We start from the raw sequence: 21,211 nt of genomic DNA, 5'->3' as shown, positions 1-21,211 counted from the left end.
GGTCAGGCGCCCTGAGGTTCGACGAACATCCGGCCGCGCATCTCCATGTGGAGCGCGTGGCAGAACCACTGGCAATAGTACCAGTAGACGCCCGGCTGCGCCGCCGTGAAGGTCACAGAGGCCGTCTGCTGCGGCCCGACCTCCATCGCGACGCCGTGGTTGCCCATGGTGAAACCGTGGGTCAGGTCATCGATGTCGTCCATGTTGGTGACATAGACCGTCACTTCGTCGCCCTGCTTGACGGTGAACTTCTCGAGGCTGAACTGCGGCGCGACCGAGGACATGTAGACCCGCACCTTGTTACCGTCGCGGATGATCTCGTCATGGCCCCAGTCTAGGTCGACGCCGTCCGCCGCGGCCTGCTGGCGCGCGTCTTCCCACATCGGGTCGTCGCGGTTCCAGGCATGCAGCGGATTGACCTTGGAGCGGTGCACCAGGATCGAGTCGTGCGGTTCGGCGAAGGTCGGTCCGTCATGAATGAGCGTCAGGTTGTCGCCGTCGATGACAAACAACTGCTCATTCTCGGGTTTCAGCGGGCCGACGTTGATGAAGCGGTCCTTCGAGAACTTGTTCATCGAGATGTAGTACTTCGGCGCCGCATCCAGCGTCTCGCCCTCGGCGGTCGAGTTGTGGCCCGGCTGGTAGTGCACGTCGGTCTTCGAGATGATCGGATCGACGCTTTCTCCGGCATAGGCCTGCACCGCCTTGTCGATGTTCCACTTCACCACCTGGCTGTCGAGGAACAGCGTGGTGAAGGCATTGCCCTGGCCGTCGAAGCAGGTGTGAAGCGGCCCGAGACCCAGTTCCGGTTCCGCCACCACGGCCGAGCGCGGCTCGGCGCCGTCGTAGAACACCGCGTCCAGCTTGCGCACGTCGATCACGCTGACAGTCGGCGACAGCTTGCCGCCGATGCACAGGTGCACCCGGTCCGGTGCCATGTTGCAGCCGTGCGGGTTGTTCGGGATCGGGATGTAGCGGACGTAGTTCTTTTCCGATCCCTTGCGCCCGTCGATCACCTTGACGCCGTTCAGTTCGACAAAGTCGCCGGCCTCGATGCCTTTTTCGATCTCGGCGATGTTGTAGACCACGACATGGTCCATGTCCGCCGCCGTCATGTCGGCGAGGTTCATGCCCATCTCGGAGTTGTAGGAGGTCGAGAAGGCGTACTTGCCGTCATAGTCCGCATCGGTGTTGTCGAGGTTGCCGGTCACCATCACCTGCCAGGCGATGGTCATGTCGTCGGCGTTGATGGCCGTGTAGAAGTTCACGTATTTCGACGGATCGTCGAGCACCTGTCCATCGTTGACCATGGGCGCCTCATCCTCGCCGTTGGCAAAGACGTAGTTGGTGCGCGGCCACTTCTGCGGACGCAGGCCGTGGATGCCCTTGGCGTTCGGAATCTCGATGATCTTGTCGCATTTCATCACGTCGCAGCGCACCCGAGCGACGCGCGTGTTGGCCTTGTCGTTCATGAACAGGAAGCGGCCGTCATACTTGCCCTCGGTGAAGGACATGTGGACGTGGTGCAGGTCGCCATTGCGCGGGAATTCCAGGCCGTTGGCAGCCAGGTAGTCCTTGGTCTTCTGGGTCAGGCCCTCGGTCAGGATCTTCTTCGACTCGTTGGTGATGCCCCAGCCGGTGGCCGAGCAGATGTTGAACACCGGCACCCGCATCAGTTCGCGCATCGAGGGGACGCCAAGGATTCGCATCTCGCCGGTCTGGCCAGACGACCAGAAGCCATAATACTCGTCCAGTTCACCCGGCGCGACATGGCCGGCCTCTGTTGCGGCCCGGGCCGGCGTGGCCGATCCCAGCAAGGCCGCGCCCGTTGCGCCGCCCAGCATGGCACTGCCGGATACGCCCAGCGTGCCGAGTGCGGCCCCTCCGGCCGTCGCGCCCAGAAGGCCGCGCCGGCTGATGCCGCTTTTCCCCATTTTGTCAGACATTTTGAGTCTCCTTTCTGTTGGGGTGATTGGTCAGAACCCTGTCGAGTGCCTCGGCGCTCGCCGAAGCATTCGCTCGGCGTTTCTCGCGGCGCTGGACGACAGGACATTTCGTTTTCGACCGGTATAGTACCTGGCAGTTCAGACAGTTCAGGCACTCGTTCGGGTTGATCTCGCCGGTCGGGTGAATCGCCTGGACCATGCAGTCGTTGGCGCAGGTCTGGCAGGGATTGCCGCATTCGCGGTAGCGCTTGAGCCAGTCGAACATCCGGATTCGGGCCGGAATTGCGAGGGCTGCGCCCAGCGGGCAGAGATAGCGGCAGTAGAACCGCTCGACGAAGAGCCCGATGAACAGCAGGACACCGGCATACAACACGAAGGGCCAGGCGCGGTCGAACTTCAGCACGATCGCGGTCTTGAACGGCTCGACCTCGGCCAGATGCTCGGCCTGTTCGATGGAGGCGAGGGAGACGCCGAACAGCCCCAGGAAGAGCATGTACTTCACCGCCCACAGGCGTTCATGAAGACCCCAGGGCAATTCCCATTGCGGCACCTTGAAGACTTTCGCGATGCGGTTCGAGAGCTCCTGGAGCGCGCCGAACGGGCAGAGCCAGCCGCAATAGGCGCCGCGCCCCCAGAAGATCAGCGCGGCAGCGACCGAGAACCACAGGATGAAGGTCAGCGGATCCAGCAGGAACGCTTCCCATGTAAAGTCGTTCGCCAGCGAATTGGCCAGCGCCATCAGGTTTACGACCGACAGTTGCGCGTTGGCATACCAGCCGAGGAAAACCAGCGTGACCGTCAGGAAACCCATGCGGAACCAGAGCGTGGCCCGGGCCGAGCGCGTGACGAGGTCCTGGAAGAAGAACACGACCGTCAGAACCGCGAGCATCACCGCCAGAACGGCGATCTCCACCGTCTTGTCACGCCAGATGCGCTGCCAGAGCGCCGTCTTGGCGGTGGCCTCGTCCGGCTCGGGCGCGATCGCTGCGGCGGGCGCGGGTTCGGGTGTGATCGGTTCCAGAAAGGCGGCGGGTGGCTGCCAGCCCATCTCGAAGGTGGTATAGAGACGCTCGATGGCACCCACATCGCGCTGGACCAGAAGTTGCAGGCGGAATGGCTCGGTCGGATCGAAGCCGATGTCGGCGGGAATGCGGAACAGGTCCATCTCGGACAGGGTCGGCACTCCATCGGTGACGATGGCGCCCACCCGGCGGTGGTCGCGGTCGCGGAAGCGCACCGAGATATCGCCCTGGATAAGCTGGATGCGGTCGAAGATACCGCCACGGACATAGCCCGAGCCCTTGAAGGAATACTGCCCACGACCGGCGGCCAGCAGAGCGTGCTCGCCCTCGGCCAGCCAGTCGCGCAGGTTCTGGCCCTCGGCCGGTTCGAGTAGCGCGTCGGTGATCCCGGGGATCGAGACAAGCGTGGCGTAGAGATCGATGAACGTGTCGTCTTCCGCCCCGGCAATGGGACGCGCCGCCGCGCGCGGGTCTTCAACCTGTTCAAAGGCGCGGTTCACCTGTCCGACATCCAGCGACAGGCGCCGGATCGTGCCGTCCCCGACCAGCGTCTGCCAGTCGCCTGCCGCGGTCGCCTCGGCATTGATCGCGTATTTTGGCCCCTCGGGCGCGGTTTCAGGGGCGAGCCCACCCAGACCCAGGGTGCGCGCCACCCGGATCGAGGACCGGACGACCGAGTCGTCGATGACCATGATCGTGACCGTCGCGCCGGAAATGATGTTGAGATCATGCGCGACACCGCCGGCCGCCGCTTCGGCCGCGATGTCCAGACCGGCGTATGAGGCGGTCAGCGCCTGCACCTTGGCCTCGGGAATGCCGATCAGGACGATGGGTTCGGAATGCTTGACCAGGCGGACCGCGCGCAGCACGGCATCCTGTCCGATGGCGACCATCACGTGGATGGGTTTGCCGGAATAGCCGGTCGTGCCGACAAAATCCGACGTGACGAATGCCCAGCCCACGGTTTCGCCGCCGCTCTGGACGGGGACGACCGGCAGATCGTCACGGATCGGGCCGAAGGCGTCTGCGCCTTCGATAAGCTCGGAAGGGGAAACTTCGCCGAGGAACTGGCCGAGAACCGGACTCTGCGCGGATGCGGGCGCGGCCATTGCGGCAAGCAGGAACAGGATGCGAAGGAGGCTTCGGAACAGGAACATCAGGCTTCTTTCTCGGTCGGGGGCCCGCGCGGGACCGGCAACCGCCCGCGTTCACGGGCGCGGTTTGTCGATTTCAAGGTGCATGGAACGGCGGCCGCAAAGGACATCGAAGGCTCGAGGGCAGCGGCTTCATGAATCAGGAAAACGCCACCGGAAGATGGACATACAGCACAGCCGCAATCGCAGACCGCTTCGCCAGGCGCCTCGATGGGATTGCCCTCTTGATCGACCGTAATCTTTTTCGCCCCGTCGCCGGAGCAGATGACGATCTCGAACCCATGAACGCTTTCACCCGCGTGGGCGCGGCCGGGTTGGGCGACTTGCGCAACCAGTCCCAGAACCGCGAGCACCACAACAACGCTGCAGAGAACCTTGCGCAGGTTCGCAAGGCATGCGTGCATCTTGTGTGGGCCAGTTCCGGACATTCCATTTTTCCGATATTAAGGAGATTTCAAATCACCCTTTTCTGAGGGCCTTGTCTCATCCCGCGCGGGAAGGCACGTTGATCAGGATCAAACAAGATGACCCTTTTGGAAGGTAGTCATTCGAGATGGGCAACCCCGGGTCACCGACACTTGCCACATCAGGAGGTGTCGACCATGCGACTGACGAAATTTTCCGACTATGCCTTGCGCATCCTGATCCTTGCGGCGAGCAGGGACGGCAACAACGTGACCATCGAGGAAGCCGCGGCAATCTACGGACTTTCTGCGCCACATCTGAAAAAGGTGGTTCGGACCCTGACGCATGAAGGCTTGCTCGAGGCTCAGCGCGGACGATCGGGCGGCTTCCGTCTGGCGGCACCGCCAGAGGCGATCAACCTCGGTAGAGTCATCAGGGCAACCGAGCCGGACTTCGCGCTGGTCGAATGCTTCCGCGCAGACAACAAATGCCTGATTACGCGCTCATGCCACCTGCCCCGCATCCTTGACAGTGCCATCGAGGCGATGCTTGAGGTCTTTGACCGCTACAGCCTCTCCGATATCATCGTCGATGGCTCGAATTTTCCAATTCCATACTCCGATCCTCACCTGACCTAAAGGACGCCCGTTCACGAACACCGGGTCACAGACAGTGCCCGTCCGCTTCCAGACGAGCCAGTGTATCGGCTGCCGCATGGTGCTTACTGCTCTGCCATTCCAGATCACTGGCACGGCAGCGCCGACGAGGCGAACAGGGCTTACGGAATCCGCTTTTGCGCGAAGGACACCACCGAATCGACCTTACTGTATCGCAACTTTTTTAGGGTCTGGGCGAACGCGCCGGAATGCCCGCGACACAGCGCGAAGTCACGCGATCAGAAACTGAACATGCGCTGCATAAGACGCCCTGCAACTCATTGAGACTATAACGAAATCTCCACCGTCCATCACTGGACCAACCTCTTTGCTCTCTCTGATATACTGACTAGCTGAACACTTGCGGATGTTGCCGCAGCCCTCACAGCCGCAGGACTTTGCGCAACGCCTCGCCCGATTACCTCCCCAGTGGTCAATGCGCCGATCCGCGACCTGCCCTTGACGCCAGCGGTATTGAAGAGCCCGCGTATCATCCCAGTCGATCCAGCGACAATGGCGGGCGAAGCCGGCACCATAAGGTTCCCCGACAGCCCGCGCACGATGAGCGGCGTCGCGGCAACGAACCCCTTGGCGAGGAACACCATCACGAAGAACGGAATGAGCGAGCCGATATTGGTCGCGGAACCCGGATCGCCAAGCTGCGCGAGGAGCGCATTTGCCATGCCGACAACAGTCGAGAACATCGCGGCGATGACGACGGGGTAGAAGGCGTAACTGACAGTGGTCGAGACCCAACGGTGGAAGAAATCCTTCGTCGCCTCGAAGAGCGAGAGCGCGATCATGACAGGTGCGAGGCCGAGCATGAGGGTCAGCATCATCTTGGCGAAGATCAGCACGATCCCCGTCATGAAGCCGAGAAGGCTCAGGAGCACGAGGCCGATACCTCCGAGGATCGCGCCGGTCATCCAGTTCAGGTTGCTGCCGATGGCGTTCAGGTAGTCGGCAAATCGTTCAATTAGATTGTCAAATTCGCCGGCGAAGTGCGTGGCCCCTGCCCCGCCTCCACCAACTGACGACACGAGCGCGCCTGCGACGTAATCCAATCCGCCGATCACCGCGTTGGCGACCGCATTGAACTGGACCCAGTTGAAGGCGAATAGGCCGACCAGCATCAGCTTCATGAGGTACCAGAAGAAGCTCGCGCCATCCATGCTGCGGTACTGGAAGGCCATGTTGATGAAGAGCCCGATGGCCGAGAGGGTGACCATCAGCAGGACGATCGTGCCGATATTGCTCGCGACCGCCCCGAACTGGGACTCCGCGGCATCGGCGAGGAAGGCGTCCGCCGTTCCAACCATCCAGCTGACGACACCCATTACCAGATGCCTTGGGCTTCACAGATGTCCTGAACGCCTTGGCGGACGTCATTGCGTTCCCGGCGGATTTGAAGCTGGGCCTGCGTATGTTCAGCATTGGAGCTGGTGGCAAACCGCTCGGCGTATTCCACTGAAACCTCATCCCATCCCGGGAAGCGCGTTTCGCAAGAGCAATTCTCCGTCTCGGCAATCCGCTCCCAAGCCCGCAACTCGTAGAGATCCATCATCGTCACCGCTTTGTAGGCTTCACGCGGATGCAATTCATCCATCCAGACGGGCCGCGCGGGACGGTCGTTGCAGATGCGGAACTCCTGCGGCTTGATGGTCACCGTGAGGTCGGTCGACACATCGGGCGCGCCCTCGGCCCATGCCGGACCGGCACCAAGAACGATAAGGATGGCAATGTCGGAAAGGCGCATGGGGTATCCTTTGATGGTCACTGACCCGGGTCTTCGGTCTGGCCGGGCAGGTAGAATTCGGTGATGCCGCGCGCGCCCTCGTGGCGGCCGGCCTGGATGATGACGTCGATCGAGCCTTCGATGTAGCGGATCATGTCGGCGTAGGTCAGGGGCAGATCGGTCTTCAGTGCGGCGATGGCAAGCCGTCTCACGGCAAGCTGGGGGGTTTCCGCGTGGAGCGTGGTGAGCGAGCCGCCATGGCCGGTGTTGATCGCCTCGAGGAAGGTCATCGCCTCCTTGCCGCGGACCTCACCCAGCACGATGCGGTCGGGGCGCATCCGCAGGGTCGAGGTCAGGAGCTGGTCGGCGCCCCGCGTGTCGCTCTCGCGATCCGAGATCAGCGTCACCGCGTTCGGCTGTCCGGGCCGCAGCTCGGCCGCCTCTTCGATGGTGACGATCCGCTCCTCGTCCGGGACGAGCGAGAGGATCTTCCGGGCCGCAACCGTCTTGCCGGTCGAGGTCCCGCCCGAGACGATCATGTTGAGCTTGTTCCGCACGCAGAAGGCCAGCGCGGCGTCGATGTCGCCTGTTGCCGCGACCTCGCGCAGGGCGAGGTTCCGCGCGCGCCTCAGCGCTTCGAGGCTGGTTTCCTTGTCGAAGAGATAGGCGAGTTTGATCTCGTCCAGCGGCACGCTCGAGAAGAACCGGAGCGAGATCGAAAAGCCGCCTTCGACGGCAGGCGGCTGGATCACCTGGGCGCGGATCGGGCGGTCCCGGTAGAGGATGCTGACCGAGATGATGGGTTTCTTCTGGCTGAGCGTCGTGCCCGCGGCCGAGGCGATCTGGTTGCCGAGATCCTTGATGGCGGTCTGGCTCAGGGGCGTGCCGAGCGCGGACATGAAATGATCGCCGTGGAACTCACCCCAGGTGCTGCCGTCGGGGTTGATGCAGATCTCGATCACGTCCGGGCGGCCGATGGACGGCGCCAGCGCGTCGAGCGAGGCTTCGAGGTAGCTCGCCGCCATGTCAGAAGATCTCGAGATCGCGGTCGACCATGACGGTGATCCGCGTGCCCTGGTCCACATGGATGACCGGCTTGATCGCGAGGTAGTCCTGCATCGCGTCTCCAGTGCTGTCACGCAGGTCGGACCCGACATCGCTCGCCACATCCGCGGCGGCCTCGTCCTCGATCTGGCCGGCCGCGGCCGCGGGGAGCGCGCCGATCAGAGAGATGAGCGCGGCCGAGCCGAAGCGTTCGGCGAAGCGCGTGTCGACGAAACCCGTCGTACCTGAGCGTCCCAGCTCGTCGCCGCCATAGGCGCTGATCTGGACCGACTGGTTGTCGGCCAGGATGATCCGGTCCCAGGCAACCATCACCCGGGACTGCGCCAGCGCCACGTCCGAGCGATAGCGTCCGATCAGCCGCGCGCCGCGCGGGATCAGCACGCGGGAGCCGTCGAAGGCATGCACGTCCTCGGAGACGATGGCCCGGATCGCGCCGGGCAGGGTGCTGTCGAGCGCGGTCTCGGTCACCGCCTGGATCATCGTGCCCTGCGGCACGGTATGGGAGGGGTTGGCGATCACCTCCGCGCGGGTCACCTCCGCGAGCTGCGCACCGGACCGGACGAAGGCCTCGTCGGCGTTCAGCCGGGCCTCGATGGCCCCGCCCTGCGGTCCGTTCCCGGCACCGGAGAAGGCGATCATCGGTGAGGCGATGCGTTCGGCACGGGCCTCGGCTTCCGCCGCGCGGCGGCGTTCCAACTCGGCGAGGCGCAGCTCTTCCTCGGTGGGCCCGAGCGCGGCGGGCGCGGGCTGTTGCAGCTGCGCCAGTTCCAGATCCATGCGCATCTGTTCCAGCGCCCGGTCGCGCTCGGTCAGCTGCCGCTCGAAGGCGCGGCGGGACTCTTCACCCGCCGCCTGCAGCGCCGCGATCTGCGCGGTCAGGTCGGCGATCGCGGCATCGGCGGCGGCGGAGGATGGCTCCGCCTCTTTGGCCAGGAGCGCATCGAGTTCGGCCCGGACCGCCGCCAGGGCCTCGGCCAGGGCGCGCTCGGTCTCGGACGGTCCGGCGTCCGCCGGTGCCGGCTCCGGGGTCCGGACCGGCAGGACGGCGGGCACCAGGTCGCCGAAGCCCGAGCCCTGGTCCTGGAACTCGGCGGGCGCGGCGGTCGGCATCGGCGCCGCCGCCTCGGGCTGGAGCGCGGCATAGGCGAGACCGCCCAGCCCCGCGATCCCGAGCACGCCGAGAAGGGCCGTGACCGGCGACGGACGCCGGGCCCCTGCCTTCTTCCCGCTCGAGCCTTCGAGCGCGGCAAGACGGGCCGCGAGATCGTCGGGCTCGTTGCTCATACGCCCGCTCCTTTGCGGCCGAGGTCCTGGATGCAGACCACCTCGTCGCCGAGGCGCAGCACCCATTCGGGATTCACGCCGGAGACCCGGATCACCCCATCCGCTTGCGCCTGGCTGTTCACGGACCGCTCCGCGCCGTTTGTGTGCCGGAAGATCGCCGGCACGGGCGCGTTCCGCGCGAAGCGGAAATAGGTGAAGGTGCCATCGTCCCAGACCGAGAGTGGCGTGAACTCGCGCTGCGCGCTCGCACCGTAATTGGCATTGGGCGCGCCAGCCGCCACCGCCTGCCGGGGCGCGCTGCGGCTCTCGGGGTAGCGGAACTGCACGACGTAATGCGGCGTCTCCCGCGCCTCGATGACGTGGAAGTAGTAGGACCGCCGGTTGGTGTAGACGATGATGTTGGTGGCAACCCCGGAGGCCACGGGCTTGATCGCGAAGGCACGGCCACCCGGGACCGCGTCGAACTGGAAGCCGACCGTGTCGCCGGCGATGATCGAGCGGATCGTCTCGCCCTCGCCGAACTCGACTGTCGTCACGCGGGTGAGACTGGTGACGACACGGAATACCTGGCCGTCGACCCAGGTCGCGATCCGGACCCGGCTGTCATGGGCACCGCGCCCGGGTGTCGTCTCGGCCCAGGCGGGAAGGCCCGCGGACATCGCCGCGGCAATGAAGAGGCCGGAAAAGGTAAGACGGGTCGTCATTCGGCGCGGTCCGATCTGATGGCATATTGCGTGACGGTGAAGCCGAAGGGGTTCTGCCAGACCTCGTCGAGGACGCGCGGGGTCTCGGGGTGGAACTCGAACATCAGCGTGGCGGTGAAGGCGCCGTCCTGCACGCCTTGGGGTCCGGTCAGGCGCTTGCGCAGGCGCACCTGGGCGCGGTTCTCGCCGATGAGCGTGATGCTGGCGATCTCGACCGCCATCTCGGCCGCAGCCCCGTAGCGCGTTGGCGGATAGCTCTCCTGCCCGCTGGTCCAGGTGGCGCGCATGCTGGCCTCGGCCGCGCCCTTCGATTGCGCGAGCACCCGGCGCACGCGCAGGTCATTGTCGAGTTGGTTATAGGTCTCGCGGTCGGTGATGTAGCGGTAGATCTGCGCCTCGATCACGGCCGGGCGCTCGGCCAGCGTCACGGTCCGGACGGCGGCGTTCGGCAGGGCGAGACCAGTGGCCGGATCGAAGGGGACGACGACCGGGGGCGGGACCTCGATCAGAAGGGCGACGGCGGCGGCCGAGAGGCAGCCCATCACGCCGAAGACGGCACCGCCGATGCCGATCTTGCGCCAGGTCTCCTCGCGGCGCAGCGCACCGTAGACCAGTTCCTCCTCGACGATGGCGTCGATGCCGGTTCCCATCGTCATGGCCGGAGTTCCGGCAGGGTGAAGTCCATGTAGCGGCGCTCTTCCGCGATGGTCGCGGCATCGACCACACCCGCATTGCCCGCGCCGACGGTCTGGATCGCCTCGAGCTCCCACATCCGGGTCATCGCGATGGCAAGCTCCGCGGTCACCCGGGTGTTGTGATCCATCGACTCCTTGAGATCGGCCATGTCGGGGATCATCTCGACCAGGCGCTCGACGCGTTCCAGCGATTGCGCCGCCTCGGCATGGCTGTTCTGCGCCGCCGCCGAGAGCACCGCCCCGGTGGTCGCGCGGGTGGCGACGCCTTGCGCGCCGGGGCTGCCGCTGCGGGCGATCTCGGCAAGGCTGTCTTCATCGAAGCCGGCGCTCGCCAGTGCGCTTTCCATCTGGGTGCGGAGAGGTCCGGCGGAGGAGCCGAGGAGCGCGCTCCAGTCTCCCTGCTGGATGCCGGTGATCAGATCGCCGATGTCGGAGAAATCCGCCTCGAGCAACCCGTCGAGATCGCCGCCCATGAAGAGGCCGAGGATCCGATCCCGCGCGCCGGTGAGCGAGGCGTACATCTGGTTCAGCTGGTCGAGCTGCTGCTGTACGAGGTCGAGCTGCTCAAGGAGGGTATCGAGCTGATCGGTCTGGATCCCGAAGTCCTCCAGCATCTGCTGCAGCTGGCGGATTTCCTGGGCGATGTTCTGGGTGTCGACGGTCGGCACGCCCTGGGCGATGGCCGGCGCGGGCGCCATGCTCATCGTCACGGCCACCGCCGCGACTGTTCCGAACAGAATTCTGCGTGCGCGCGGGAAGGTCGTCCTCATCGTAATGTCTCCAAACTGAAATCCATGTATTGCCGCTCGGCGGCCTGTGCCGCGGCGAGCGCGATCTGCTCGGCGCTCATCGGCTCGGTTCTGGCCGCCTTGAGGCGGGTGCGGATGGCGACGAGGCGGGCCAGTTCCGCGCGGGCATAGGTGTTGAGGGCCAGCGCCTCGTGCAGGTCCTCGGTCTCGCCGATCCGCTCGATGATGTCCTGCACCCGGAGTGCGGCGGCCCGGACCGAGACCATCGAATAATCGCCATAGACCCCGGAGCCATGTGCCGAGAGGCTGAAGCTCGCATTGGCGAGAAGGACCGGATCGATGGTGCCGAGGGCGTCGATCCCGCCGACGGCGGCGAGGTAGCGGTTGTACTGCTCGGGGATGACCACGACGTAGTGTTGGGTTTCCGAAAAGGGCGGCACGCCGCCGTAGTCCTGTACGTTGCCGGGCCCGGCGTTATAGGCGGCGAGAGCATGGATGATGTTGCCGCCGAACATGTTCAGCATCTGCGCGAGGTAACGCGCGCCGCCGGTCACCTGCAGGTAGGGATCGTCATAGTAGGCGGGGTAGATGCCGAGATCGGACGCGGTGCCGGGCATGATCTGGGTGAGGCCGAAGGCGCCGACAGGAGAGCGGGCACCGATCTGGAACCGGCTCTCCTGCCAGATCAGCGCCTGGAGGAGACAGCGCCATTGAACGAGGGAAAGTCCGGCGCGCGACACCCCAGGGAGAGAGAAGGTGTCGCGCGCCGCGCGGATGATCAGCTCCTCGATCCCCTCGCGCGCGTCGCCGAACATACGGGCCGCGGCCGGATTGCCGTCCTCGGTGCCATAGAGCACGGCGGCGGAAGTGTCGGAGCCCCTGCCCGCTTCCAGTCCCGCGATGGTAGCAGAGACATCGGTTCCGCCCAAGCTTGTCGCCTCGACGAGATCGTTCAGCGCCGCGAGTTGCTGGCGTTCGATCTCGGCCAGCTCCTCTTCCCGGGTCAGCCGGTCGCGCTGCAATGCGAGATCCCGGTCGCGCTGCGCGATGAGCGCCGCCGTGCGCGCGAAACCCTGCGCGTCAAAGGTCGGCACGCCCTGGCCCGATGCGGGACACGCGAGCGCGGCGAAGGCGAGAAGGGGAGGAAGCCGGCGCAACATGGATCAGTCCGCGAGCCTGAGCGCAGTGAAGGTGCAGAAGGTGTCTGCCCGCGTGACCGCGGCACCCTTGGTCGAGACCCGCGGGGCATTCGCGGTCTCGGCCCGGAAATTGAAGCAGTTGGCCGTCGCGGGCCTGTACTCGGCGCAGGCCGACAGGGTGAGCCCGAGGGCGAGAAGCCCCAGGCGCAGGGTCATCGTCTTGTTCATCATGTTCTCCAGAATTCAGGGCGGTCGCGGTAATCGCTGCCCACCAGCTCCTCGCCCTTCTCCATGCCGCCAAGGATGGTCACGAGCGGCCCGAGGCTCGAGAGATCGGCATCGATCACCACCGAGCCACGGTCGTCGCGGACCAGCGCCAGGCGCGAGGACGAACCGACGCCCAGAAGGATGTCGAGCTCCTTCTCCGAGAGCCCCAGCATGGCGTAATCGGCCTCGCTGGCGCGGATGTTCGGCAGGAGGATCTGCGTCGGCACCGCCTCGACGATGGTCTTGCCGGTGCGGGTGCGTTCGAGCTGGCTGGCATATTGCGTCATCATCACGACGACGGCGTTCTGTTTCCGGGCGGTCACGAGCCAGTTCGACAGCCGCTCCGCGAAATACGCGTTGTCGAGTGCCTTCCAGGCCTCGTCGATCAGGATGACGGTCGGCTTGCGGTCCTCGATCACGCGCTCGACGCGCCGGAAGAGATAGGAGAGCACCGCCATGCGTTCCCGCTCGCTCTCGGAATCGAGAATACCGGTCAGATCGAAACCGGAAATGTCGCCGGCGAGGCTGAAGGTATCCTGCGGGTTGGCGCCGAAAATCCAGCCATAGCGGCCTTCGGCGGTCCATTCCTGCATGCGCTCGAAGAGATCGCCCTCGTCATCGGTCGAGACCAGCAGCGAGGCAAAATCCGACCAGTTCCGGAGACCTTCGTGACTGGCCGAGGCGTTCTGGCGCACGACCTCCTGCAGCCGGTTGGTCTGCACCGGGGTCAGCGGCCGGTCCCGGCGTTCGAGGAGCGTCGCGAGCCAGTCCGCGAGCCAGGCCTGGCCGCGCGCGTCGGTCTCGGTCTGGAGCGGGTTGAGGCCTGTCGGGCGCCCGGCCCGCACGGTCGAATAACTGCCGCCGAGCGCCCGTACCGCCATCTCCATGCCGGCGCGGTAGTCGAAGACGAAGAGCCGGGCATTCGCGCGCCGGGCCATCGCCATGAGGAAGGCGGCGAGTACGGACTTGCCTGAGCCGGGGCGACCGAGGATCAGCGTATGCCCGCCCGTGGGCTCCCTGTCCGGTGCGCCCTGCTCATGAAAATTGAACCGGAACCCGCCGCGTTCGGGCGTCGGGAACAGCGTGATCGGCAGGCCCCAGGGCACGTCGCTCCCCGGTTTGCCCAAGGGCGTCCGATGCAATGTCGCCAGGTCCGCGAAATTGTGATTGGTGATCGCGGCCTTGCGGCTCCGCGCCCCGGTATTGCCGGGATGCTGCGCCATGTAATGCGCCCGGGCGCCGAATCCCTCGGAGATCAGGTTGATGCCGGTGCTGGCGGCGATGTTGCGCACCTCGGCGCAGATATCGTCGAGCGCAGCGCGGGTCTTCGCATAGACGGCGACCGTCATGTGATGCTCGCCGAAGATCAGGCGCTTCGATTCCAGGTCGTCCTGCGCCAGTTCCAGTTCCTCGGCGAGGCTGACCGCGCCGTCATTGGCGGCCTGCATCAGCCGCAGCTGCCGTTTGATGCGGCCGGCCATGATGTTCGAGTTTACGGCCACGAAGGAATGGGTGACCACCATGTCGACCGGCAGGTTCAGCTCGTCGAGCATCAGCGCATCGGTCTTGGCCGGGTAGTTCTTCACCGCGAAGATCGCACCGAATTTCTCACCCGCCGCGCCGTCGGAGAGGCGGATCGTCGGACCGTCGAAGGTCACCCGCGTGTTGGCCACGTCCTCGGCAAGGATGCCGAAGCGCGAGCGCGGGAAGAGCGGATGCTCGCAGCCGGTATTAAGGCTGCCGAGGAAGCCGAGCAGCGCGCCGGAATTTGCGGACAACAGCCGGGGCTTCATCTCGTCGAAGGTCGACAGGATGAACCCCACCACCTCGTCGAGCTTGCGCATCCGCCGAACCGTGTCCTGCACGAGCCGCGCCCGGGAGGCGGCGGCCAGGAACGGCAGGCCCCGCCCCGCCTCGGGGCGTTTCAGGACCGTGAGGGTCAGCGTCTTGTCGCGCAGCCCCGAGGCGCGCAGATGCGCGCGCCAGCGCCGGTCGATCTCGCCCGCGAGGCCTGTGTCCTCGATCGGTGGCAGATCCACCTCGACTGCCGTCGAGACCTTGTGAAGGTAGAAGGAGAACCCTGTCCCGGCCTGCGCCACGATTCCGGCCATCAGTGCGCCGATGCGGTCGAGATGCGCATCCTCGCTCGTGGTGCTGTTCACCCCCTCGAGCCGGATGCATTGCATGAGCTCGTTGCCGCGGGTGCGGATCGTGGTGTCGCTGACGAGGCTGACATAGGGCAGCATCTGCGAGAGACGCTTCTCGCCCGCAACCCAGGATGGCAGCACCGTCCCGAGGTCGAGGTCCTCGCCGTATCCAGCATCACGGGGCATAGCTGTCGCCTCCGTGAAGCTTGCGGTTCCGGGTCGGCGGTGTCTCCTGGAGCGTGATCACCAGCACATCGAGGAAGTTCGGATCCCAGTCGGCCGCCTTCCAGAGCGCGGGCCAGGCGATGCCGGCGATCAGCACCACGACCCAGCTCTGCACCCAGAGGAACAGGAGCGTGGAGCCGAAGAGCCAGACCATGGCATACATGATCGGCAGGCCCATGAGCTTGGGCGGCCTCAGGAGGCCGATGAAGACGCGCGACTGCTCCGCCATGGTATCTGACCTCAGGTGGTCCAGATCGCTGCGACGATGGTGGGTGCTGCGGCGATGCCCGCGATTGCAACCACGACCCAGAGCGCCTGCCGGAAATCGAGGATCCCGAAGAGCCAGGACAGGAACACGCCGATCAGCGCCAGCGTGCCGATCACGATGCCCAGCGGCCCGGTGATCGCATCGACGATGCCCTGCAGCAGGGTCTGCACCGGCGAGAGATCGATGCTTTGCGCGAGCGCTGGTCCTGCGGCGACGATCAGCAGCGCCGCCGCGACGGCGGTCAAGTTCACTTGTCTTCTCACGAAATCTCTCCTCTCAGGCGCAGCATTGCGGCGGTCACTTTCGCCACATGGCCCATGGTTTCTCGGTAAGGCGGGATGCCGCCGTGGCGGTCGACCGCCTCGGGTCCGGCATTGTAGGCGGCGAGCGCCAGGCGGCTGTCGCCGAAACGGTCGAGCATCATCAGCAGGTACCGCGCCGAGCCGTCGAGGTTCTGGTGCGGATCATGCGGATCGACGCCCAGAACCCGCGCCGTATCCGGCATCAGCTGTCCGAGCCCGATCGCACCCGCGTCGCTCAGCGCGCGCGGATTGTACGCGCTCTCGATCTCGATATTGGCGCGGTAGAGAGCGGCCCAGTCGGTGACCGAGAGACCGGCACGCCGCAAGCCGGGATGACCGGCATAGCGGAAGGCGGTCGCCTCGATCGCCGCAAGAATGTCGGGATGAGCCGGAACGGGCGCGCGCGATGCGGTCTCAGTGTCCGCTTCGTCTTGCGACCGATTGGAGAAGAGAAAGAGCCGGTCGCCGGGACCCGTTGCATCGCCTGTTTGCAGGTCGGTCGATGCGTCTGGACCAGCCTGCGTGGCAGACACATCGATCAGCCGGCCGTCCTGGCCGACGGAGAAGATGAACCCGCCTGTCGTCGTCTGCGCCAGCAAGGCCGAGGGTGCGGAACAAACACCTGTACCAAGCAGGGCAAGGACCGCGAGAACGCGGCGGGCGGTAAATCCGTCAGGCCTTGGGGGCCAGAGGTTTGCCCGGGGCTTCGTGGGGAACCCGCCCGCCCTCTTCGAGCGGGATGGAGACGACGGTTGCGCCCATGTCGGCCAGGAAGCTGACGAGGCCGACGATCGTCTTGAATTCGCGGATCTTGAGATAGCTGCGCGAGGTGACGAGCAGTTTCTCGTCCCGTCCATCGGCCGAGACGGCCCGCACGGTCCAGGTGCCGTACCAGCTGTTGTGGCGTTTCTCGGCGCCTTCCTTGCAAACGACCTCGGCCCTGTAACCTTGGCCGAGCAATCCGCGCAACCCGTCTTCGGTGACCACATTCGGTGCTTCTTCTATCATGACCTCCCTTGGGCCCTCCTCATCATGAGTACCGGCCCGCGGGACATTTCCACACGGGCGATACAAGACAACATATATGACTGCAAGACGATTTCTTCATCTTGACTGGATGCTTTCGCGCACTTAGGCCCGCTATCATACAAATCCACCGATTCACACCGGCAAAGGAGTTTTGCCCTGCGCATGTTTTGTGTCGGACGCGCCAACCTGTCCGGTTTGGTGGCAATCTTCGTGCTGAGCGGTCAGATGGCAAGCGCCTGCGTCGCGCCGGACCGGCCCTTCCTGCCCGAAAACCCAGAAGACGTGCGCGAGTATGCCGACCTGCTACGGGCCGACTTCGAGGGATACATCGCCGACATCCAGGAGTATTTCCGCTGCCTCGATGCCGAGCGTCAGCGCGCCTTCCTCGAGGCGCAGGAGGTCAGCCGCGACTATGGACGACTGGTCGAGATCCTCGAGTGAACAAATGTTGTTTTGTGGGTCGGACGTCGCTATCTTGCAGGCATGCCCAGACTCTCGATCGACATCACCGCGGAAGAACACCAGAAGCTCAAGGCCATCGCGGCCCTGAAGGGTCAAAGCATCAAGGAGTACGTCCTGAACCGGACGCTCGGCGATGCGCCATCGCTCGATGGCATGAGCGAGGACGAGGCCTTCGCGGCACTTGCAGGCTTCCTTGGACCGCGCATCGACCAGGCTCGTCGCGGCGAGTTCTCCCAAAAATCGATCCGTGACATCCGCCGCGAAGCGCGAAGCCAAGCCGAACGATAGACCCCACGATGGCGGGTTACGATCTCACGCTCGGCGCCGAGGAAGACCTGCGCGCGATCTGGTCCTACACCTATGAAACCTGGGGCGCCGATCAGGCCGACAGGTATCTCGATCAGATCGAGGCCTGCTGCGATGCGATCGCAGCGGGACGTGCGCGGTCGAAGACTCTGGATCAACTGCCGGAAGATGTCCGTATCCATCGCTGCGAACATCACTACGTGGTCTGGCTTGTTGCGCCGCGCCCGATCGTTCTCGCCGTCCTGCATGAACGCATGGATTTCGTGCGGCGGCTGAAGGATCGGTTGTGACCCGGGGTAGGCACGCCTTCGCATGAACCGGGATTCCCGTTGGTGACATCGAAGCGACCAGCAATAGCCTAGCTGCCGGTCCCGGCTTCAGGTCTTGATGATGTAGCGAAAAACGTCTGCGAGTTCGGCCCGACCGAATTGGATGGACGGGTCGTCATACCTGTCGGCGGTCGAACGCCTCCGGCTCGACAACTTGCGCATCGAACACGGCGAAATCGCCCCTCTCTGCCAGCGCCGCCGCATGCTCGAGGTCTGCCTTGAGCGCGGAGAACTGCACCGCGCCGACCTCGCTCTGCGCCTGCACATCTTTCTGCATCGGTTCGGTCAGGTGGAACTTCGGCATCGGGCCCTCCTCGTCGGGCGATCGTATCAGGAATTGACGAGAGTTCACGAGGTTTGGTCGCAAATCGGCTGGTCTCCAACTCAGCAGCTGGACTGCCTCAAAGAAATCCGATTGCCGTCATGCGTGTTGTATTGTATTCGCCCGCATAGTTTTGTGGGGAGTCGATACATGAGACGCAAGATCCTGCGGCTGGCAATGGCCGCGACAATGACGCTTTCGGGACAGGTCCCGTTGGCGACCCCGGCGAGCGCCTACCAGGTGGACTGCGCCATCCTGCTCTGCCTCGCGGGCGGCTGGCCGGCCTCGGCGCCATGTGCCCATGCCCGCGCGGTGTTCATCCGCCGGATCACCCCCTGGCCCATCGAACCGCCGCTCCAGATCTGGCGCTGTCCCATGGGGGCGTCGTTCTCGCCGGCCGAAGCCCCCGGACCGGTCGAACGCCTGTTCGATGCCGCCTTCCATGCCACCCTGCCCCGGCAGTCCTTGCCGGAGGATGCGCCGGTCGTCGAGGTCCAGGCCACGGACGGGGCGGACGTCGACATCTCGGGCGACGCCTTCGATTTCGTGCGCAGCATCCGAGTCTATCACATCCAGTACCGCCAGCACGAAAACCGCGACGGCGACTGCAATCGCAGCGACTCGACGCGGCTCGGGTCTTACGGTGTGCAGGGAGACTATCGCTGGACCCCGTCCAGCACGGCCCAGGTTCCGCCTGCCTCGCAGCTGCGGATCCCGAACGGATGCGGCAGCTATTTCTACCGCTCGGTCTTCGTCGACTGGCGTGACCACGCCGGAAACTACGGCTCCGAGGAAGTCCGCTACTGACCATTTCCCGGCCCGGGTCACCCCGGGCCTGATCATCCTTTTGCACCGGAGGCTGTGCATCCCAGACCCACAAAAGAGAACGACGCCAGACCGATAGTCCGACGCCGCGCCCGATTACTCACTGTGCCCGAGTTTTCTAGCCGATCGCCCGGAGACCCGCAACCAGCAAAGTTGTTTTGCTGGCAGGAATGTTGTTGCCTCACGATCTGACGTCGTCTCGCCAAAGAGACGACATTCATGGACCTTACAACCGGCTCAATCCTGCGGCAGATCCTTCGATGCGATCTGTCCGTTTCCGCGCACAAGCTCGCGACGATCATCCTCGACGGCATTGCCTGGAAGAACGGCTACAACGGGCTCGATCGCGGCACCGCTGCTTTCACGCTGTCCACGCTTTCCGAGATCATGGGTGTGACCCGCCAGCATCTCACGACCCTGCTTGCCGAGCTCGCGGCGTCGGAGCTTCGCGTCGAGCGCTGGAAGCCCAACGGCAAGTTCGCGCCGTGGCTCTTTCGCTTTGGCTGCGTCGCCGACGAGTCGCCACAGCATCTGGCGTCAACTGGGGGCGACACATCACTATATAGAGAATCTAATAACAAAACTATCTTCTCCGGGAAGATCGAGATCGCCCCCGGTTCGAACGTCCATCGCACCACCTGGGCGGCGCTCATCAAGGCGGCGAAAGCCGCCCTGCCTTGCTGGAACGTCGATACGCAGGCGATCTGGGATCGCTTCATGGCCTTCAACGAAGCCCGCGGAAACACCTGCGTTCCAGCGGGTTTCCTCCTGGGCTTCATGCGGCGTTGGCAGACATCGGTCGGACGACCGCCGGCAACGCCGGGATCCGTCAGTTGCCCCAAATCTGATGCAGGCAGTGCCGAGACCGAGCTGGTACGTCTGACGCGCTCTGCCCCGGTTGCAAACCGTCAGTTTCATGCTGCCGACCTGTGTCGTTTGATCGGGCACGCTGCCTATGAAGCTCGGGTACTTGATCTGATCCGCAAGTTCGGGTGTCAGAGGTTTTCAGCAACGTTGGCGGTGCACGGAAGGGCAGTGTTGGCAGGAGAGATTGCGCGGTAGTGTGCTTGTGACATCAAACGTTTTGGGCTGCGAAGCCACCCTTGAAGGCTCAAGGGTCGTTGCGACGGTTTCCGCTATCTCAGTTTCATCATCTCGGCTCTGAAGGCCTCGGTGGGGGTGCGCCAACCAAGGCACTTTCTGGGCGTACCGTTCAGGCGGTCGCAAATCGCCTTCATCTTGCGATTTGACAGCGCCGCGAGTTGGGTATCACGCGGCAGATACCTGCGGGCGCGTTTGTTCAAATTCTCAACTGATCCTTTTTGCCAGGGCGCTTGCGGATCGCAAAACCAGCTTTCCGTTCCAATGCCGGATTTCAACTTGCGCCATTCGCGGAACTCGAAGCCCCGGTCGAAAGTGATCGACTTCCGCGCGGGTTGGGGAAGGGGCTCCATCACATCCATCAGCTTGTTAATGAAGTGTGTCGAACTGCGGTCGTTGTTGCGGAACAAGACGGCAAACCGGGTCTTCCGCTCGACCAGCGAGGCGACGTTCATCTTGCCCTGAGACCGCTCGAAGATCATCAGATCGCCTTCCCATTCGCCAAAGGTTTCACGGGTGGCGACGTACTCAGGGCGTTGATGGATGGACCGATCCGGCGGGAAAACCTGGCCTCTGGGTCGCCTGGCATAGCGTAGCCTGCGTTTCCTGCGTCGGCTGGGAAGGTGGCGTGCCAGGTCTTCCGACTGCCCCTCCTTGCTGTAGACATAGGCGTAAATCGTTTCGTGGCTGACCCGAACAGGCTGGTCTTCGAAACCGAGACGGCCCGCGATCTGTTCTGGCGTCCAGCCTTCGATGAGCCGACCGACGACGTGCGTGCGCAATGCTTCCAGGCGGATCAATTTGCGTCTGCGAGCACGGCGCTTTGATGCTTCACGCTGCGCGACCATGCCATAGTAGCCGTTCAGATACGGCAGCTCTTCGTCGGTGAAAAAGTTCCGTTTGATCTCGCGATAGACGGTCGAACGATGCCGACCGATCTCTGCGGCGATCTTGCTGACCGGTACTTTTGCATTCAGCATGTCTTCGATGGCGCGTCTCTCACGCAAATCCAGCTCTGTGTGGGCCATGTCCGTTCTCCTTGCTTTCCAGCAAGATAGGGCATTTGTCGCAACC

General features: G+C 64.4%; 25 protein-coding genes. 6 read left to right on the top strand and 19 right to left on the bottom strand.

Going from position 1 to position 21,211, the window contains the following annotated elements; translation table 11 throughout:
* Positions 1-2 precede the first annotated feature (2 nt).
* Genes nosZ through ACP159_RS19355 form a run of 3 tightly spaced genes read right to left on the bottom strand, consistent with a single transcriptional unit; the run spans position 3 to position 4,526 of the window.
* Positions 3-1,946: a TAT-dependent nitrous-oxide reductase gene (nosZ, locus tag ACP159_RS19365; RefSeq protein ID WP_425101362.1), complete on the bottom strand. Its 1,944-nt coding sequence runs from the start codon at positions 1,944-1,946 to the stop codon at positions 3-5.
* Positions 1,939-4,125, bottom strand: coding sequence for a 4Fe-4S binding protein (locus tag ACP159_RS19360; RefSeq protein WP_425101360.1), 2,187 nt, complete (start codon positions 4,123-4,125; stop codon positions 1,939-1,941). The genes nosZ and ACP159_RS19360 overlap by 8 nt, the downstream gene beginning before the upstream one ends.
* Positions 4,125-4,526, bottom strand: a complete 402-nt coding sequence (locus ACP159_RS19355) for a DUF2946 family protein (RefSeq protein ID WP_425101483.1) — start codon at positions 4,524-4,526, stop codon at positions 4,125-4,127. The genes ACP159_RS19360 and ACP159_RS19355 overlap by 1 nt, the downstream gene beginning before the upstream one ends.
* 198 nt (positions 4,527-4,724) lie before the next feature.
* On the opposite strand from ACP159_RS19355, the gene ACP159_RS19350 reads away from it, so the two are divergent.
* Positions 4,725-5,165 carry an RrF2 family transcriptional regulator gene (locus ACP159_RS19350; RefSeq protein WP_425101359.1) on the top strand — a complete coding sequence of 147 codons (441 nt, stop codon included), beginning with the start codon at positions 4,725-4,727 and terminating at the stop codon, positions 5,163-5,165.
* Between the two features lie 329 nt (positions 5,166-5,494).
* Here ACP159_RS19350 and ACP159_RS19345 read toward each other — a convergent pair whose 3' ends face one another.
* The 14 genes from ACP159_RS19345 to ACP159_RS19280 all read right to left on the bottom strand — a co-directional run bounded on the left by ACP159_RS19345 (position 5,495) and on the right by ACP159_RS19280 (position 16,771).
* Positions 5,495-6,520, bottom strand: coding sequence for a type IV secretion system protein (locus ACP159_RS19345; RefSeq protein ID WP_425101358.1), 1,026 nt, complete (start codon positions 6,518-6,520; stop codon positions 5,495-5,497).
* The gene (locus tag ACP159_RS19340) at positions 6,520-6,939 is read right to left on the bottom strand and encodes a hypothetical protein (protein WP_425101357.1); all 420 of its coding nucleotides are present in this window, start codon (positions 6,937-6,939) and stop codon (positions 6,520-6,522) included. The genes ACP159_RS19345 and ACP159_RS19340 overlap by 1 nt, the downstream gene beginning before the upstream one ends.
* A 17-nt stretch (positions 6,940-6,956) precedes the next feature.
* Positions 6,957-7,943 (bottom strand): ATPase, T2SS/T4P/T4SS family, encoded by a 987-nt coding sequence (locus ACP159_RS19335; RefSeq protein WP_425101356.1) that lies wholly within the window; start codon positions 7,941-7,943, stop codon positions 6,957-6,959.
* Between the two features lies 1 nt (position 7,944).
* Positions 7,945-9,267, bottom strand: a complete 1,323-nt coding sequence (locus tag ACP159_RS19330) for a TrbI/VirB10 family protein (RefSeq protein WP_425101355.1) — start codon at positions 9,265-9,267, stop codon at positions 7,945-7,947.
* Positions 9,264-9,971 carry a TrbG/VirB9 family P-type conjugative transfer protein gene (locus ACP159_RS19325; RefSeq protein ID WP_425101354.1) on the bottom strand — a complete coding sequence of 236 codons (708 nt, stop codon included), beginning with the start codon at positions 9,969-9,971 and terminating at the stop codon, positions 9,264-9,266. Before ACP159_RS19325 ends, ACP159_RS19330 begins: the two co-directional genes overlap by 4 nt.
* Positions 9,968-10,621 (bottom strand): virB8 family protein, encoded by a 654-nt coding sequence (locus ACP159_RS19320; RefSeq protein ID WP_425101482.1) that lies wholly within the window; start codon positions 10,619-10,621, stop codon positions 9,968-9,970. Before ACP159_RS19320 ends, ACP159_RS19325 begins: the two co-directional genes overlap by 4 nt.
* Positions 10,622-10,623: 2 nt before the next feature.
* Positions 10,624-11,436 carry a type IV secretion system protein gene (locus ACP159_RS19315; RefSeq protein ID WP_425101353.1) on the bottom strand — a complete coding sequence of 271 codons (813 nt, stop codon included), beginning with the start codon at positions 11,434-11,436 and terminating at the stop codon, positions 10,624-10,626.
* Positions 11,433-12,575 carry a lytic transglycosylase domain-containing protein gene (locus ACP159_RS19310; RefSeq protein ID WP_425101352.1) on the bottom strand — a complete coding sequence of 381 codons (1,143 nt, stop codon included), beginning with the start codon at positions 12,573-12,575 and terminating at the stop codon, positions 11,433-11,435. Before ACP159_RS19310 ends, ACP159_RS19315 begins: the two co-directional genes overlap by 4 nt.
* Before the next feature lie 3 nt (positions 12,576-12,578).
* On the bottom strand, positions 12,579-12,782 hold the full coding sequence (locus tag ACP159_RS19305; RefSeq protein ID WP_425101351.1) for a hypothetical protein: 204 nt from the start codon (positions 12,780-12,782) through the stop codon (positions 12,579-12,581).
* Positions 12,782-15,154: a type IV secretion system protein B4 gene (locus ACP159_RS19300; protein WP_425101350.1), complete on the bottom strand. Its 2,373-nt coding sequence runs from the start codon at positions 15,152-15,154 to the stop codon at positions 12,782-12,784. The genes ACP159_RS19305 and ACP159_RS19300 overlap by 1 nt, the downstream gene beginning before the upstream one ends.
* The gene (locus tag ACP159_RS19295) at positions 15,144-15,422 is read right to left on the bottom strand and encodes a type IV secretion system protein VirB3 (protein WP_146591404.1); all 279 of its coding nucleotides are present in this window, start codon (positions 15,420-15,422) and stop codon (positions 15,144-15,146) included. The genes ACP159_RS19300 and ACP159_RS19295 overlap by 11 nt, the downstream gene beginning before the upstream one ends.
* 11 nt (positions 15,423-15,433) lie before the next feature.
* On the bottom strand, positions 15,434-15,724 hold the full coding sequence (locus ACP159_RS19290; RefSeq protein WP_238367822.1) for a TrbC/VirB2 family protein: 291 nt from the start codon (positions 15,722-15,724) through the stop codon (positions 15,434-15,436).
* Positions 15,721-16,362 carry a lytic transglycosylase domain-containing protein gene (locus tag ACP159_RS19285; RefSeq protein WP_298498542.1) on the bottom strand — a complete coding sequence of 214 codons (642 nt, stop codon included), beginning with the start codon at positions 16,360-16,362 and terminating at the stop codon, positions 15,721-15,723. The genes ACP159_RS19290 and ACP159_RS19285 overlap by 4 nt, the downstream gene beginning before the upstream one ends.
* Positions 16,363-16,435: 73 nt before the next feature.
* A complete protein-coding gene (locus tag ACP159_RS19280) occupies positions 16,436-16,771 on the bottom strand; it encodes a hypothetical protein (protein ID WP_425101349.1) in 336 nt (111 codons plus the stop codon).
* A 183-nt stretch (positions 16,772-16,954) separates the two neighbouring features.
* Between ACP159_RS19280 and ACP159_RS19275 the strand changes: the two genes are divergently transcribed.
* Genes ACP159_RS19275 through ACP159_RS19265 form a run of 3 tightly spaced genes read left to right on the top strand, consistent with a single transcriptional unit; the run spans position 16,955 to position 17,850 of the window.
* Positions 16,955-17,233 carry a hypothetical protein gene (locus ACP159_RS19275; protein WP_425101348.1) on the top strand — a complete coding sequence of 93 codons (279 nt, stop codon included), beginning with the start codon at positions 16,955-16,957 and terminating at the stop codon, positions 17,231-17,233.
* Between the two features lie 42 nt (positions 17,234-17,275).
* A complete protein-coding gene (locus ACP159_RS19270) occupies positions 17,276-17,542 on the top strand; it encodes an antitoxin (RefSeq protein ID WP_088671272.1) in 267 nt (88 codons plus the stop codon).
* Between the two features lie 8 nt (positions 17,543-17,550).
* Positions 17,551-17,850, top strand: coding sequence for a type II toxin-antitoxin system RelE/ParE family toxin (locus ACP159_RS19265; RefSeq protein ID WP_425101347.1), 300 nt, complete (start codon positions 17,551-17,553; stop codon positions 17,848-17,850).
* A gap of 154 nt (positions 17,851-18,004) precedes the next feature.
* Here ACP159_RS19265 and ACP159_RS19260 read toward each other — a convergent pair whose 3' ends face one another.
* Positions 18,005-18,193, bottom strand: coding sequence for a type II toxin-antitoxin system ParD family antitoxin (locus ACP159_RS19260; protein ID WP_425101346.1), 189 nt, complete (start codon positions 18,191-18,193; stop codon positions 18,005-18,007).
* A gap of 168 nt (positions 18,194-18,361) precedes the next feature.
* Here ACP159_RS19260 and ACP159_RS19255 point away from each other — a divergent pair, with 168 nt between their 5' ends.
* Entirely contained in the window at positions 18,362-19,018 is a 657-nt protein-coding gene (locus ACP159_RS19255) for a hypothetical protein (protein ID WP_425101345.1), read from the top strand.
* 237 nt (positions 19,019-19,255) lie between these two features.
* The gene (locus ACP159_RS19250) at positions 19,256-20,098 is read left to right on the top strand and encodes a hypothetical protein (RefSeq protein ID WP_425101344.1); all 843 of its coding nucleotides are present in this window, start codon (positions 19,256-19,258) and stop codon (positions 20,096-20,098) included.
* Between the two features lie 74 nt (positions 20,099-20,172).
* Here the strand turns inward: ACP159_RS19250 and ACP159_RS19245 are convergent, their stop codons facing one another.
* Positions 20,173-21,165, bottom strand: a complete 993-nt coding sequence (locus ACP159_RS19245) for an IS30 family transposase (protein WP_425101343.1) — start codon at positions 21,163-21,165, stop codon at positions 20,173-20,175.
* Between the last annotated feature and the right edge of the window lie 46 nt (positions 21,166-21,211).

This window comes from Tropicibacter sp. S64, assembly GCF_049803835.1.
GTDB lineage: Bacteria > Pseudomonadota > Alphaproteobacteria > Rhodobacterales > Rhodobacteraceae > Pacificoceanicola.
Note: the sequence above shows the minus strand (reverse complement) of the source record. Positions and strands in the feature narration are given on the sequence as shown.

Bases quoted from the DNA above. Each gene is read 5' to 3' on its own strand.
- nosZ (WP_425101362.1), bottom strand. From the start codon at position 1,946: ATGTCTGACAAAATGGGGAAAAGCGGCATCAGCCGGCGCGGCCTTCTG.
- ACP159_RS19360 (WP_425101360.1), bottom strand. From the start codon at position 4,125: ATGTTCCTGTTCCGAAGCCTCCTTCGCATCCTGTTCCTGCTTGCCGCA.
- ACP159_RS19355 (WP_425101483.1), bottom strand. From the start codon at position 4,526: ATGCACGCATGCCTTGCGAACCTGCGCAAGGTTCTCTGCAGCGTTGTT.
- ACP159_RS19350 (WP_425101359.1), top strand. From the start codon at position 4,725: ATGCGACTGACGAAATTTTCCGACTATGCCTTGCGCATCCTGATCCTT.
- ACP159_RS19345 (WP_425101358.1), bottom strand. From the start codon at position 6,520: ATGGGTGTCGTCAGCTGGATGGTTGGAACGGCGGACGCCTTCCTCGCC.
- ACP159_RS19340 (WP_425101357.1), bottom strand. From the start codon at position 6,939: ATGCGCCTTTCCGACATTGCCATCCTTATCGTTCTTGGTGCCGGTCCG.
- ACP159_RS19335 (WP_425101356.1), bottom strand. From the start codon at position 7,943: ATGGCGGCGAGCTACCTCGAAGCCTCGCTCGACGCGCTGGCGCCGTCC.
- ACP159_RS19330 (WP_425101355.1), bottom strand. From the start codon at position 9,267: ATGAGCAACGAGCCCGACGATCTCGCGGCCCGTCTTGCCGCGCTCGAA.
- ACP159_RS19325 (WP_425101354.1), bottom strand. From the start codon at position 9,971: ATGACGACCCGTCTTACCTTTTCCGGCCTCTTCATTGCCGCGGCGATG.
- ACP159_RS19320 (WP_425101482.1), bottom strand. From the start codon at position 10,621: ATGGGAACCGGCATCGACGCCATCGTCGAGGAGGAACTGGTCTACGGT.
- ACP159_RS19315 (WP_425101353.1), bottom strand. From the start codon at position 11,436: ATGAGGACGACCTTCCCGCGCGCACGCAGAATTCTGTTCGGAACAGTC.
- ACP159_RS19310 (WP_425101352.1), bottom strand. From the start codon at position 12,575: ATGTTGCGCCGGCTTCCTCCCCTTCTCGCCTTCGCCGCGCTCGCGTGT.
- ACP159_RS19305 (WP_425101351.1), bottom strand. From the start codon at position 12,782: ATGAACAAGACGATGACCCTGCGCCTGGGGCTTCTCGCCCTCGGGCTC.
- ACP159_RS19300 (WP_425101350.1), bottom strand. From the start codon at position 15,154: ATGCCCCGTGATGCTGGATACGGCGAGGACCTCGACCTCGGGACGGTG.
- ACP159_RS19295 (WP_146591404.1), bottom strand. From the start codon at position 15,422: ATGGCGGAGCAGTCGCGCGTCTTCATCGGCCTCCTGAGGCCGCCCAAG.
- ACP159_RS19280 (WP_425101349.1), bottom strand. From the start codon at position 16,771: ATGATAGAAGAAGCACCGAATGTGGTCACCGAAGACGGGTTGCGCGGA.
- ACP159_RS19275 (WP_425101348.1), top strand. From the start codon at position 16,955: ATGTTTTGTGTCGGACGCGCCAACCTGTCCGGTTTGGTGGCAATCTTC.
- ACP159_RS19270 (WP_088671272.1), top strand. From the start codon at position 17,276: ATGCCCAGACTCTCGATCGACATCACCGCGGAAGAACACCAGAAGCTC.
- ACP159_RS19265 (WP_425101347.1), top strand. From the start codon at position 17,551: ATGGCGGGTTACGATCTCACGCTCGGCGCCGAGGAAGACCTGCGCGCG.
- ACP159_RS19260 (WP_425101346.1), bottom strand. From the start codon at position 18,193: ATGCCGAAGTTCCACCTGACCGAACCGATGCAGAAAGATGTGCAGGCG.
- ACP159_RS19255 (WP_425101345.1), top strand. From the start codon at position 18,362: ATGAGACGCAAGATCCTGCGGCTGGCAATGGCCGCGACAATGACGCTT.
- ACP159_RS19250 (WP_425101344.1), top strand. From the start codon at position 19,256: ATGGACCTTACAACCGGCTCAATCCTGCGGCAGATCCTTCGATGCGAT.
- ACP159_RS19245 (WP_425101343.1), bottom strand. From the start codon at position 21,165: ATGGCCCACACAGAGCTGGATTTGCGTGAGAGACGCGCCATCGAAGAC.